The organism is Streptomyces sp. F001 (assembly GCF_004187715.1).
Classification (GTDB): Bacteria; Actinomycetota; Actinomycetes; order Streptomycetales; family Streptomycetaceae; genus Streptomyces; species Streptomyces flavusporus.
On sequence record NZ_QZWF01000003.1, the window covers coordinates 275,392 to 288,128 of the forward strand.

The window sequence follows — 12,737 nt, forward strand, 5'->3', positions numbered from 1 at the left end:
GCCTTCAGCTGGGGTTATCTGGACGCTGCAATAGATAGCCCCAGACAGGGTCCATTACCTCGTCGTCCAAGGCCAGGGAGTCGGACCAGTGACGCTGTTCGAGCGGAGCAAGCAGATCTTCAATGGTGCACAGCCAAGCCTCGCACAGGGCACGCAAGAAGAGCCCGTAAAGGCCGCCGGGCATCCGCCACCAGACCTTCTCCCAGGTGAGAGTGGGGTGGTTGCGCGCGAACTCATACTCAGCATCGCGGTTCAGAATATCCGGGAAAACGCCTGCGAAAGGAGGAAGAGGCGCTCTCAGGAAGAAGACGACCCAGTTGTCGGGGAGTTCCACGTTCTGTCCCGACAGGTAGTGATAGACCTGCGGTGGCCGGGCCCGGGCAGCGACATTTGGCCCTGAGGCCAGGAAGACTTCTGTCCGCTGCGCGGCCCATGCCGCGACATCGGCCGGACGGAGCAGGCCCTGCGCCGTAAGGGAAAAAGCGATGTCGTCCGAGAGGCAGTTGAACGCACTGTGCAGCGTGCTGGCCAGTTCCAGTTGGACCGAGTTGCCGAAGTGCCCGATGTCGCGAAGCTGTTGTTCCTGGGTGCGCAACCACTGGCGAACCTGAGCCTGACCTGCCACCAGACTCGCCTTGTCCCTCGAAGCCCGGCTGGGCTGACCGGCAAGGTATCCGGCGAAGGCCATTGTTTGGTCAGCCAGGAAGCCGTTCACTGGGACAACCCCACTGAAGTTGCCTTGCCCTTGGTAGTTCAAGTCCGTCCAGAGCGTGGCCAGTCCAATGCGCCGTCCGGATCCGTCCACCAGTTCTGTTGCTCGTTCAACAAAGGCGTCACGCAGTTGGAGGCGTTGCTTCTCTTGCCCAGCACGCCAACTGTCGGTCAAGGGTGGGTAGAGGCGATCGAAGACTTCCTCGGGTGCTCCCGTGGCCAGTGCGAAGGGTGGAATGGTCTCAGGCTGCGTCGCATCGGGCTCCCAAATGCGGATCGGGACAGCGTTCTCCAGGACCAGTCGGCGAATCAACTGGCCGACCCGATCACCGCTGGTTCTGCGGAGGAGCCCCTGAATGTCGTAGGGATTCGTCTTAAGCCTGACGCGCACTGTCGTGCCCGTCGCAGCACGGCCGCCAGCAGGCAGGTGCTGCCATCGCCCCCACCCGTCTGACCTCCCATCAGGATAGGGCGACCAAGGTCGCTCAGCACCCTGGATCACCAAGACTCTCTACCGCGCCAGCACGTTCCACGACGTTTTCCAGCCAAGGTGGCTGGCGCTGCTTGCAAGATCCGCACGCCCGCATCCGTAGACACAGCCCACTATGCTCCGCCCACCAACGGAGGCCAGGGGCTCTCTGGTCTCAGTTTTGGTCTCATTCACCCCCGTCCATCATCATTCGGAAGGCCCACCACCACCCGCTTCACCGCAGGTCAGAACGTTCACGGCCCTCACCGAACCCCCAGACGAACATTTGGAAAGCGTGTTGGGGGCAACCCCTCACGAGTTCGAATCTCGTATCCTCCGCAGCCGCCCGCCAGGGCAGATGAAAGGCCCCGGCGGCGACTGCGGTCAGGCAACGCCCCGCTGCGCGGACGGGCTGCGACACGGGCAGCGTCAATCGCGGAGCTGTGCTTCCTCTCGCGTCGGCTGCGGCGGGATGCTCGCCGTGAGCGGCGCGATCGGGTGCGAGGTGGTCTGAGGCACCCCTTCGAAGCGGCTCGGGAACGGGTACTTGCGCTCCAGGAAGGTGCGGATGGCGGTCTGGGCAGCCGCCCTGGCCGTCGGGGCGGTGTCCACGTCGTTGAGGCAGAAGAAGTCGATGTCCTCCCCGGTGGCGAGGCGGGCCAGGCGCCGGCGCATGTCCGGTGTGCCCAGTTGGACGTAGCGGAAGCGGTAGTCGGCGGGGACGGCTCGGCCGGTTGCGATCGCCCAGTGGTGGTGGAGTGTGGACGCCGGGGCTACGTCGGTGGTGGAGCGGAAGCGCGAGTAGGAGGTCCGCTCGAGTTCCTCGATTCCGAGGCTCTCCATCTCCCGCATGACCGACAGCAGTTGGGGGTGCGGGGTGTGCAGCGATTTGTGCGTGATGTGTCTGCCGTGGAAGCGTCTGATGACCTCGCGGGCGTTCTTGCCGGCGGAGTTCGGGGCCGGTTCGAGTGGGTGCGGGGCGCCGACGCCGAGTTTCAGCGGGGACAGGGGGATGCGGGCGATGCCGTTGCCGTGGAAGAAGTGCTCGGCGCGTACCGGGCGGTTGATGAAGACGTCGTCGTTGAAGTAGAGGTAGTGCTCCGACAGGCCAGGGATGTGGTGCAGTCGGCTCTCTATCGCGTGCGAGTTGAAGACGGGGAGCGCGTCGGCCGGGAGGATGTCCCGGTGGTCGACCACGGTCAGGCCCTCCGCGTCCGGGTCCAGCCAGGCGGGGACCTGTGAGTCGGTCACCAGGTAGACGTGCCGGACGAACCCGGCGTACATCTCCAGCGAGCGCAGTGCGTACCTCAGTTCGTCGTGGCTGGTGTAGCGGGAGGCGCCGGTCTCGCGCGGGGCGATGACGTTGTCGGAGAGGTCCTGATGGGCACGGCGCTTCGCGGCCATCGCCGGGTCGTCCCCGTCGACCCAGGTGTACACGGCGTCGACGGGGAAGCGCACCTCGTCGATGCCCGGTTCGGCGAACGGGGCGAACGTCGGCACGCTGCGGCGGCGGCACACCACCGCGGCCGGCTGCTGCGCCGCCACCGGGAGCACCTCCGAGACCGGGTTGCGGCGCGGGGCGACGAGCGCCGGGCCGAAGACGTCCGGCAACCGGCTGCCGGGCACGGTGAGCCAGGAGGGATCCGTGCCCGGGGCAGCGGTGGCGAGGTCCCGGCCGTGCCGCCAGAACTCGATGTCGCAGCCCGTTTCGAGGCCGGTGAGGACCTGCCCTTTCGGGCCGAGGCGCACCACGCCGGTGCGGAGCACCGCGGCCCGCCTCAGCGCCCGCGGCAGCCTCCCGTCGGCCCACAGTGCCGCGTTCGTCACGGCGCCGTCCGGTCCGGCGGCGCCGACATACCCGACGGTGCCGGCGAAGCGCTGGGCGGCCCGGGCGAGGACCGCGCCGCGGTACGTCTCCTCGATGCCGATGACCTGCCGCGACGCACCGTACCCGGGGTCGGCGGGGACCAGGAAGTACGGGACGCCGAGCCCCTCCAGCAGGCTGCACACCCGCTCGAGATCGGCTTCGACGGCGTCCGCGGCGGTGTAGCCGACGACCGTACGGCCGTACAGCCGCATCGGTCCGAAGGTGACCCGGCGCAGTCCGGGGACGGCGGCCCGCAGGCGCCGTCGGGCCCGGGCCGCACGCAGCGCCCAGAGCCGGGCCGACAGCCAGCGCCTCAGACGCACCGGAAAGTCCCGCGCGGCCCGCATGCCCCCAAGCGTTCCGAAGCGGTGACGGATGTCCATGCCCCCCATGTCCATGCCCCCAGCCCCCGTTACTTCCGCTTCTCGAAGGGGCTCGCGAAGGGGAAGTAGTCCTCCAGGAACTCACTCATCCGGACGCCGACCTGCTCCCGCTCCTCGGGCGGTACGTCGACGTCGTTGAGGCAGAAGAAGTCGAAGCGGCGGTTGCGGCGCAGATCGCGCAGACGCGCTTCGGCGTCCGGGCGGCTGATGTTCACATACCGGAAGCTGTACTTCCCCGGCACGCCGCGGCCGGTCATCAGCGCGTACTGGTAGAGCAGCGGGGCCGTCATGGCGATGTCCTGCGGCGAGCGGAAGCGGGACGCCGTGGTGCGGCGGACGTCCTCCTCGAACAGCTCCTCGAGCGCCTGCAGCGTGCCTCGCTGCTGCGGCAGCGGGGTGTGCATGAAGTTGTTCGTCGTCATCCGCCCGAACTTCTCCAGCAGCAGCCGACGGACGTTCTTGCTTGCGGAGTTGGTGGCCGTCTCCTCGGCGTGCGGCTTGCCGACGCCGATCTTGAGCGGGGACACCGGGATCTTCATCAGACCACTGCCGTGGAAGAAGTGCTCCGCGGTGACCCGGCGGCCGACGAACACGTCGTCGTTGAAGTACAGGTAGTGCTCCGACAGGCCCGGGATGTGGTGCAGCCGGGTCTCGATCGCGTGGGAGTTGAACACCGGCAGGACGCCCTGCGGGAAGATGTCGCGGTGGTCGACGACCGTGATCCCCGGGGCCCGGTCGTCGAGCCAGTGCGGCTTCTGGCCGTCGGTCACCAGGTAGATGTGCCGGACGAAGTCGGCGTACATCGCGAGCGAGCGCAGCGAGTACTTCAGCTCGTCATGGCTGGTGTAGCGGGAGGCGTTGGTCTCCTTGTCCAGGATCTCGGCGATGCCGTGCTCCTGGTACCGGGCCCGCTTGGCCCGCATCTGAGGCTCCTCGCCGTCCACCCACGTGTAGACGATGTCGACGGGGAAGGTCACGTCGTTCACGGTCGGCAGGGTGAGCGGGACGAAGCTCGGCAGCTCCCGGTCACCGACCCGCACCGCGGCCGGCTTCTGCTCGGATACCGGCAGTACGTCGGTGATGCCGTTGTTCCGCGGCGCGATGAGGGACTCGGCGAAGACGTCCTCGGAGGCCTGCGGCTGCACCCTGGCCAGCCGTCGGGGCCCGTCGTCGGAGGCGAGGAGCTGTGCCCCGTCCTCCCAGAACTCGACGTCGCAGGCGAGCTCCGGCCCGGCGAGCAGCTGGCCGGAGGGCCCGAGGTGGTTCTCCCCGATCCGCAGCGTGGGGGCCGTACGCAGCGGGGCCGGCAGTACACCGTCCATGAACAGTGCGGGATTCTTGAGCTTTCCGCCGGGCAGCGGTCTGCCGATGAACACCGCCTTCCCCGCGTTCTGCGCCTCGAGGGCGGTGAGGAAGCGCTCCCGGTCGACGGCGTTCACGCCGACCGTGTGGCGCGTACGGGAGGCCGGTACGAGGAAGTAGGGGATGCCCTCCTGCTCCAGCGCGGCGACGACCAGGCCGAGGTTGGCGGCGGCCGCATCGGCAGCGCTGAACCGGGTCACGACCCGTCCGTAGAGCTGCTGGCCGCGCACCGCCACCGGGCGCAGCACCGGGTCCGTGACCGCTGCCCTGCGGCGCCGCCGCATGGTACGCAGCTGCCACACCCTCTCGGCGGCCTTCCGCTCGACTCGCGGTCGCATCCGCCGGGCAAAGGAACGCACGGTCACGTTCTGAGCTCCTCTCATGAGCCCCTGCACATCCCTGCGTTAGCCAGACAGGCGCATGCGACGGAAGGTTGTAGAAGAGTTCTCCGAGAATTAAAGAACGATGGGTTGTCCGTGCAACTGATCCACGACTGGGCGTGGTAAGGGAAGAATCCCTCGCCGTCCTTCGGTTGCCCTTCCGGTCGAATCCTGCTGCCGTGTGGCGCGCGCCGTCCTTCGATGCGCCATCCTTGTGCCCTGCCAGGGCCGTCGCCGGCCCGGAAGGCACATGGTGTTCTGTCACAGTGAGGTGTTCGCATCAGTATGCGCAGCGGATCGACTCTGGCCGCATGGCTGCGCGGTCTTGACACTCCACGGCTGGAGCGGGTCCTCGCGGCTCGTGCGGACGCCGTGTCCCCGCCGGAGCCGCGATCGGTCGGCGAACTGGCGGACCGTCTGCAGCGCCCGGCGTCGGTGGCGCTGGTGCTGCCCCGGCTCGCGCTGCCGCATCTGCAGACGGCCGAGGCGCTGGCAGCCGTGGCGTCCGTGCCGCGCGCCGGCCTGGCGCGGTTGCTGGGAGCCACGGACGAGGAGAGCGCCTGCGGGCTGGACGCGGCGCTGGACGTGCTGGCCGATCACGCACTGGTCTGGCCGGACGACAAGGGCCTGCTGCACATGGCGGCCCCGCTGCGGCAGGCGTGGGACGCACCACTGGGGCTGGACGCACCCCTGACCCGGCTGCTGGCGGACATGACCTCCGAGGAACTGCGCTCCATGCTGGTGGCGTCGGGCGAACGGCCCGGTGGCACCAAGCAGCAACGGCTGGCGGCTCTGGTGGATCACCACAGCGACCCGGAACGGATCGCCGCACTGGTGGCACAGGCACCCGTGGCCGCCCGGAACCTGCTTGAGCGGCGGGCGAGTTACGCGCCGGACCGGCCGGAGTTCACCGTCTTCGGGGCCCCGCAGGCCGACTCGGGGCCGGGTGTGCGCTGGGCGCTGGAGCGGGGACTGCTGGTCCAGGACCGTCACCGGTACGGAGCCGTCCGTATGCCGGCCGAGGTGGCGCTCGCACTGCGGGGAGCCGACTGGCGCGCCCCGTTCGAACCCGTCCCGCCCGTTGTGCATACGGTGCCCGTCGGCTCGGCAGAAGTGGACCGGGAGGCGGCAGCCGCGGCCACGGCGTTCGCCGCGCATGCCGCCTCGGTGCTGGCGGCGTGCGCCGCCGTTCCGCCGAAGCGGCTGAAGTCCGGCGGGGTCGGGGCACGTGAGCTGTCCCGGACCGGCAGGGCAGCGCAGTGCGACGACATCGTGGTACGTCTCGTTCTGGAAACGGCGTACGCCGCCGGGCTGCTGGCCCGGGACGGCGACCAGGTCGCGGCGACGGAAGGCTACGACGCCTGGGCGGAACGAGAACCTGCCGAGCAGCTCACCGTACTTCTCCAGGCCTGGCGGACACTGCCGCTCACCCCGACCGGGGCCCGCGACGAAGACGGCAAGGCGCTGCCCGCACTCGCCGGAGCACCGCCCTGCACCGGCTGTGTACAGGCCCGGCACGGGCTCCTCACCGCCGCAACGCACCTTCCTGCGGGCCAGGGAGCGAAGAACGCCGCGGAACTGGGGCCGCTGGTCGCCTGGTACCGCCCGCTCGCCGATCAACTCCCCGAGGACACCACGCCCTTCGCCACCCTGGTCCGCGAAGCGGAACTGCTCGGCATCATCGCGCGGGGTGCCCTGTCCCGTATCGGTGCCGCCCTCGAGGCCGACGACGCCGAAGCACTCGCCGTGGCCTGTCAGCGGCTGCTGCCGACGGCCACCAGGACAGCCCGCTTCGGCACCGACCTCACCGCCGTCGTCACCGGCACACCGTCCGCCCACCTCGCCGCGCTGCTGGATGCCGTCGCCGACAGGGAAGCCGGCGGCACGGCATCCGTGTGGCGCTTCAGCCCGAGCACCGTCCGCCGCGCCCTGGACGCCGGCCGGACTCCCGACTCCCTCGCGGCCGACCTGGCCGCCGTTGCCGTCGGCGCCCTCCCCCAGCCGCTGTCGTACCTGATCCACGACACCGCGCGCAGCCACGGCCGGATGCGCGTGACCTCCGCGGCCTGCGTGATCCACGGCGAAGAACCCGCCCTCCTCGCCGAACTCGCCGCCCACCGGAAGCTCACCCGCCTCGGCCTGCGGCAGCTGGCACCCACGGTGCTGGTCAGCCGGACCCCGCTCGAGAAGACCCTGGCCGCGCTCCGGGCCGCGGGCTACGCCCCCGTCGCCGAGACCGCTGACGGAACCGTACGGGTGGAGCAGAACCGGAGCCCCCGCGCCGCCGGCCCGGTCCCGCCGCCACGCCTGCCGGGCGGCACGGCGGGCAGGCGGAACGCGAGCGCCCGCACACCGCAGGTCCCGGCGACCGTCGACCTGGGCGCCCTGGCCACCAGGCTGCGGGCCGCCCCACCGAGCACCCCGCAGCCCGATCCGGGCAACGGAGTCCCCTTCGACAGCGACACCGAGGAAATCGTCGCCGGGTGCGCGCGCCTGCTGTCCCTCGCCGATGTCCGTCAGCTGGCCCACGCCATCGACGAGGGCCGGGAGGTGACCATCGAGTACGTCGCCGCCTCGGGCAGCCGCACCGTGCGCACCCTCAGCGAGCTCGAACTCGACGCGCCCTACCTGTATGCCTGGTGCCACCTGCGCGACGACGACCGCGTCTTCACCCTCTCCCGCATTCACGGTGTCATGCCCGCGTAGGCCCCGCCCTGGTCGTTCGGGCTCAGTGCGCGAAGGCCGTGTTCGCCAGGAGCACGTGTACGGCCGTGCCGCCGAGGATGCTCAGGAGGGCGTTGCGGCGCCACAGGTGCAGCCCGACGGTGACGGCCAGGGCAGCCGGTGGGGCGACGGCGCGCGGCTCCGGCAACGGCAGGTCGCGCAGGCAGTAGACGACCAGGATCACCATGACGCCGGCGGGCATGCGGGTGCTGAGGTACTGGACGGTGCCGCTCGCGCGGAGGGGGGCGAGGGCCACGAAGGCCGCCCGCATGGGGGCCGCCCTGTCTGCGTCGGGTCAAGCGTCTGGAAGAGGCCGGCGTCATCGCCGGCTACCGGGCCGTCATCGATCCCGAGGCCCTGGACGCGGGCTGGAAGTCCTCGTCGACGTCGAGATCTACGCCCAGGACCGCAGAACCGTCGAGGAGTTCGAGGACACCGTGGCCTCCTATGAAAAGGTCATCGAACTCCGTCGCATGTACGGACGCCCCGACTATTTCGTCCGCGTCGCCGTCGCCGACCACGCCGCCTACGAGGCCTTCGTCACCGAGAAGCTCATGGGCCTGGCCGCGGTACATCGCCTCGAGTCCCACCTCACCATGAAGAAGATCAAGGCTGACGCCTGAGTGGCTGGCACCGCGGGCACCACATCGTGGTCCGGCCTGCCAGGCGGGACCGGCGCAGGGGGATGCCGCAGCGTGGGCAGTGCGGGTCGGGGTCGTCGCGGTGGCCGGTGAGCCAGGAGTCACGCGGTGGTACGCAGCCGGCCGTGACCGAGGAGTGCAGGGTGCGGCGCATCTGTGTGTACAGGCGCCGACGGTCGGCCTCGGTGAGCTCGCTCGCCCGGCCGGTGGGGCGCAGTCGCGCCCGCCAGAGGATCTCGTCGGCGAGCAGATTGCCGAGTCCGGCCAGGACGGACTGGTCGGTGAGAGCGGTCTTGAGGGCGCCGCGGCGGGAGGACAGCGCGGCCTCGAACTCCTTGCGGTCCACCGCCATCGCGTCGGGGCCCTGACGGGCCAGCAACCGTGCGACATCCGCGTCGTCGGCCAGCCAGAGGCCCTGGAGCTTGCGCTGGTCGCGGTAGCGGAGCTGACGGTCCCGGCCCAGGGTGAACAGGACACGGTCGTGGGGTTCGGCGGCGTCGTCGGGACGGCCGCAGACCAGTCGACCGGTCATGCCGAAGTGCAGCATGAGGGTGTGGCCGCCGCCGGTACGGGCGAGGAGCCACTTGCCGTGGCGCTCGAGGCCGGTGAACCGCCGGCCCTCGAGCGCGTCGCGCAGCCCCCGCGCGCTCACCCCGTGCAGCACGCCGGCGTCACGCACGTCGACGCGTCGGACGACCCTGCGCAGCGCGCAGGACTCGAACACTTTCCGGAATGCCTCGACGTCTGGCAGTTCGGGCATGGAGGGAGCCCCCCAGCGGTCGGCCGGGCACGGTGAGCACGCTCACCTCCATGGTGGCTCCCTCTGGGCAATGCGTTCCCGGTGTCAGGGCTGCTCCCGCGGCTCCCGTACCACCGCCACGCCCCCCGCAGGGACCGTGACCGAACCGTCCTCGGCCGGCTTGCCGGTGAGCAGTTCCGTCGCCGCTGCCGACACGGAGACCTCCGCGCCCCGGCCCGTGTGGTCGATCAGGAAGAGGTAGTCGGCGTCCGGGCCGCGGCGCAGCACCGCCTCGATCCCGTCCGGTGTCGTGCGGACCGGCGCCACGCCCGCTTCCGAGCGGATGCGGCCGAGCAGCGAACCGAGGGTCGCCGGGTCGGGACGGGTGGCCAGGTACCACGTCGTGCCCTCGCCGAAGGTGTGGCGGGTCACCGCCGGGCGGCCGGTCAGGGGGCCGTCCGTGTACGAGGCCACGACCTGGGCGCCTTCGGTGCGCACCCGCTCCGACCACAGGGTCCCGCTCGCGCCCGGCGGCACCTCGCCGGTCAGGCCGACCGTCTCTTCCGGGAGGAGCGGGAAGAGTTCGTCGCTGCGGACGCCGAGCGCCTCGCGGAACGCGCCGGGGTAGCCGCCCAGCCGTACGTGGCAGTTCTCGTCGACCGCGCCGCTGTGGAAGCCGACCGCGAGGGTGCCGCCGCGGCGGGCGAAGGCGGTGAGGTTGTCGGCGCCCGTGTCGTCGACCAGGTACAGGTTCGGGGCCAGGACCAGGCGGTACGACGACAGGTCCGCGTCCGGGCGGACGAAGTCGACGGCGATGCCCGCGCGCCACAGTGGCTCGTACCAGTCCCGCACCAGGTCCTGGAAGCGGAGTTCGCCGTTCGGCTGGGAGGGCAGTTCCAGGGCCCAGCGGGCGTTCCAGTCCCAGACGACGGCCACCTCGGCAGTGCCGGTGCTGCCGCGGACCTCCGACAGCGCCTGCAGATCCGCGCCCAGCTGGACGACGTCCTGCCAGATCCGGCTGTCGGTGCCGGTGTGCGGCAGCATCGCTGAGTGCCACTGCTCGGCGCCCGCTTTCGCCGCCCGCCACTGGAAGTACGCGATGCCGTCCGCGCCGCGGGCGACATGGGCCAGCGCGTTGCGGCGCAGTTCGCCGGGGCGCTTGGCGCGGTTGACGGGCTGCCAGTTGACCGCGCCCGTCGAGTGCTCCATCAGCAGCCACGGGCCGCCCGCCAGCGAGCGCATCAGATCGCCGCTGAGCGCGATGTCGATCTCCGACTCGGGGTCGGTGGACATCAGGTAGTGGTCGTTGGAGACGACGTCCAGCTCGGGCGCCCAGCGCCAGTAGTCCAGCGCGTCGAAGTTCTGCATCACCATGAAGTTGGTGGTGGCGGGGATCGACGGGGCCGCCTCGCGAAGTACGTCGCGTTCGGCGGCGTACAGCGACAGCAGCTCGTCGGAGCAGAAGCGGCGCCAGTCCAGCTGGTGCGTCGGGTTGGGGACGGCTCCGGTGGCGCGGGGCGGCAGGATCTCGTCCCAGTCGTAGTACCACTGGCTCCAGAAGGTGGTACCCCAGGCGTGGTTCAGGGCAGCCAGGTCCTCGTAGCGGTTGCGCAGCCAGCCCCTGAACGCCGCCGCGCTCGTGTCGCAGTAGCACTCCGCGTTGTGGCAGCCGTACTCGTTGTGGACGTGCCACATCGCCACCGCCGGGTGGTCGGCGTAGCGGTCGGCGAGGGCGCGGGTGATCCGCAGGGCAGCCCTGCGGTACGCCGGGCTGCTCGGGCAGAACGTCTGGCGGCTGCCGTACGACAGTCCGCGGCCGTCCCTGTCCACCGGGAGCGCCTCGGGGTGGGCGCGGAAGAACCAGGCCGGCGGCGCGGCCGTCGGGGTGGCCAGGTCGGCGGCGATGCCGTTCTCGTGGAGCAGGGCGAGGATCCTGTCCATGCGGGAGAAGTCGAACTCCCCCTCGGCCGGCTCCAGCAGCGCCCAGGAGAAGATGCCGACGCTGACCATGGTGACCCCGGCCTCGCGCATCAGGCGCATGTCCTCGGCCCAGACCTCCTCGGGCCACTGCTCGGGGTTGTAGTCGCCGCCGTAGGCGATACCGGGGACGTTCGGCACACGCTTCATCGGGCACCTCCGCCCAGCAGACGGCGGGTGGTGGCCACGCCCCACTCGTCCAGCGACAGCAGGCGGTCGCTGGAGGCCATCAGGCCGCCGGTCGCCTCGACGTGGGCGGCCCAGCGTTCGCGGGTCTCCACGGCCGGGCGGGCCATCAGGCAGTCGGGGTCGTTGATCCAGAGGCGGCCGTGCTGCCACTGGCGTCCGACGCCGGTGAACTCGGCGGGGTCCTGGCCGGGCTGGCTGTAGTCGTCGGCCTCGGGGCGGCGGTGGGGTGCGGTGTCCGGGCTGACCCGCATCGCGTCGAACAGGCCGATCGACGCCAGCATCGGCGCGCCGCAGCCCAGCAGGTACGCGTCCGGGCCGATCGCCGCGCGGATCAGCTCGATCCCGGAGCGGTACGCGGTGAGCGCGTCCACCGACGTGTGCCGTACGCCCTCCAGGGCGCCCGCGTAGAGGAAGTCGACCTTGAAGTAGTCGTAGCCCTCGGAGCGCAGGGTCGTGAAGACCTCCGTCAGGTACGCCGCCGCGTCCGGGTGGGTGGTGTCGAGGACGTACAGGTCGTGGCCCCAGTTGCGGCCCGCGTGCAGCGGGGCGCCGTCGGACGACCGGACGAGCCAGTCGGGGTGCTCGGCGGCCAGTTCGCTCGCCGGGTCGACCAGGAACGGCGCCGTCCAGATGCCCGCCCGGCGGCCCCGGGCGCGGATGGCGTCCGCGATCCCGGCACGGGATCGGAAGCGGCCGGACAGGGTGAGCCAGTCGCCGAGGGCCTTCTGGTAGCCGTCGTCGATCTGGACGACGTCGATGGGCAGGTCGAGGATGTCCATCGCACGGAGGTTCTCGTGGATGTCGTCCTCGGTGACGGCGGTGAAGTACTCGTACCAGGAGCACCAGACGGTGGGTGCGGTGCGCGGGGCTTCGAGGCCGAGACCCGAGGCCCAGTCCGCCAGCGTCGACTGGATGTCCGCGCCCGTCCACTCCTTCACCGGGCCGTTCGCGCTCACCTCCGCGGTGCCGTCCCTCACGACCAGCCGGATCGACGGCACCTCGCGGGTGGGGTCGGCCGCCGCCCACAGGCGGACCGGGGAGCCGTCCCCGGGGTCGAGGGCGAGCAGGCCCTCGCCCTGGAAGGTGTCGTCCGGGACGGTGTGGCCGGGGCGGTAGCAGACCGTCGCCCAGTTGTCGTTGGTCGGGCGGTACGGCTTGTCGCCGAGGGCGTAGGCGCCGCTGGGGCTCCAGGACTGCCAGCCCTCCTCGTGGACGCGGGCGGTACGGACGTCCACGGGCACGGAGGCGAGCGGCGTGAAGGGGTGGGGCACGGTGGTTCTCTTTCGAAAAGGCGG

At 70.8% G+C, this 12,737-nt stretch carries 9 protein-coding genes; 2 read left to right on the forward strand and 7 right to left on the reverse strand.

Annotation, left to right across the window (positions count from 1 at the left end):
* Positions 1–4: 4 nt before the first annotated feature.
* The 3 genes from StrepF001_RS14450 to StrepF001_RS14460 all read right to left on the reverse strand — a co-directional run bounded on the left by StrepF001_RS14450 (position 5) and on the right by StrepF001_RS14460 (position 5,157).
* Positions 5–1,102, reverse strand: a complete 1,098-nt coding sequence (locus StrepF001_RS14450) for a hypothetical protein (RefSeq protein ID WP_129798647.1) — start codon at positions 1,100–1,102, stop codon at positions 5–7.
* A gap of 507 nt (positions 1,103–1,609) precedes the next feature.
* Complete coding sequence (locus tag StrepF001_RS14455; RefSeq protein WP_129798648.1) at positions 1,610–3,430, reverse strand: stealth family protein; 1,821 nt, start codon at positions 3,428–3,430, stop codon at positions 1,610–1,612.
* A gap of 29 nt (positions 3,431–3,459) precedes the next feature.
* Positions 3,460–5,157: a stealth family protein gene (locus StrepF001_RS14460; RefSeq protein WP_129798649.1), complete on the reverse strand. Its 1,698-nt coding sequence runs from the start codon at positions 5,155–5,157 to the stop codon at positions 3,460–3,462.
* 300 nt (positions 5,158–5,457) lie between these two features.
* Between StrepF001_RS14460 and StrepF001_RS14465 the strand changes: the two genes are divergently transcribed.
* Complete coding sequence (locus StrepF001_RS14465) at positions 5,458–7,878, forward strand: WYL domain-containing protein (RefSeq protein ID WP_129798650.1); 2,421 nt, start codon at positions 5,458–5,460, stop codon at positions 7,876–7,878.
* Positions 7,879–7,900: 22 nt separating this feature from the next.
* On the opposite strand, the gene StrepF001_RS14470 is transcribed toward StrepF001_RS14465, so the two are convergent.
* On the reverse strand, positions 7,901–8,167 hold the full coding sequence (locus StrepF001_RS14470; protein WP_129798651.1) for an AzlD domain-containing protein: 267 nt from the start codon (positions 8,165–8,167) through the stop codon (positions 7,901–7,903).
* Positions 8,168–8,333: 166 nt separating this feature from the next.
* On the opposite strand from StrepF001_RS14470, the gene StrepF001_RS47895 reads away from it, so the two are divergent.
* The gene (locus StrepF001_RS47895; protein WP_240797505.1) at positions 8,334–8,519 is read left to right on the forward strand and encodes an Lrp/AsnC ligand binding domain-containing protein; all 186 of its coding nucleotides are present in this window, start codon (positions 8,334–8,336) and stop codon (positions 8,517–8,519) included.
* Here the strand turns inward: StrepF001_RS47895 and StrepF001_RS14480 are convergent.
* The 3 genes from StrepF001_RS14480 to StrepF001_RS14490 all read right to left on the reverse strand — a co-directional run bounded on the left by StrepF001_RS14480 (position 8,503) and on the right by StrepF001_RS14490 (position 12,713).
* Positions 8,503–9,297, reverse strand: a complete 795-nt coding sequence (locus tag StrepF001_RS14480) for a DNA-formamidopyrimidine glycosylase family protein (protein ID WP_129798652.1) — start codon at positions 9,295–9,297, stop codon at positions 8,503–8,505. The two genes, StrepF001_RS47895 and StrepF001_RS14480, sit on opposite strands and share 17 nt — an antisense overlap.
* Before the next feature lie 84 nt (positions 9,298–9,381).
* Entirely contained in the window at positions 9,382–11,403 is a 2,022-nt protein-coding gene (locus tag StrepF001_RS14485) for a beta-galactosidase (protein ID WP_129798653.1), read from the reverse strand.
* Complete coding sequence (locus tag StrepF001_RS14490) at positions 11,400–12,713, reverse strand: glycoside hydrolase family 36 protein (RefSeq protein ID WP_129798654.1); 1,314 nt, start codon at positions 12,711–12,713, stop codon at positions 11,400–11,402. Before StrepF001_RS14490 ends, StrepF001_RS14485 begins: the two co-directional genes overlap by 4 nt.
* Positions 12,714–12,737: the final 24 nt, after the last annotated feature.

What these genes read in the sequence shown, in the direction of transcription:
- StrepF001_RS14485 (WP_129798653.1), bottom strand. Translation starts at nt 11,403, where the DNA reads ATGAAGCGTGTGCCGAACGTCCCCGGTATCGCCTACGGCGGCGACTAC.
- StrepF001_RS14480 (WP_129798652.1), bottom strand. Translation starts at nt 9,297, where the DNA reads ATGCCCGAACTGCCAGACGTCGAGGCATTCCGGAAAGTGTTCGAGTCC.
- StrepF001_RS14455 (WP_129798648.1), bottom strand. Translation starts at nt 3,430, where the DNA reads ATGGACATCCGTCACCGCTTCGGAACGCTTGGGGGCATGCGGGCCGCG.
- StrepF001_RS14465 (WP_129798650.1), top strand. Translation starts at nt 5,458, where the DNA reads ATGCGCAGCGGATCGACTCTGGCCGCATGGCTGCGCGGTCTTGACACT.
- StrepF001_RS14470 (WP_129798651.1), bottom strand. Translation starts at nt 8,167, where the DNA reads ATGCGGGCGGCCTTCGTGGCCCTCGCCCCCCTCCGCGCGAGCGGCACC.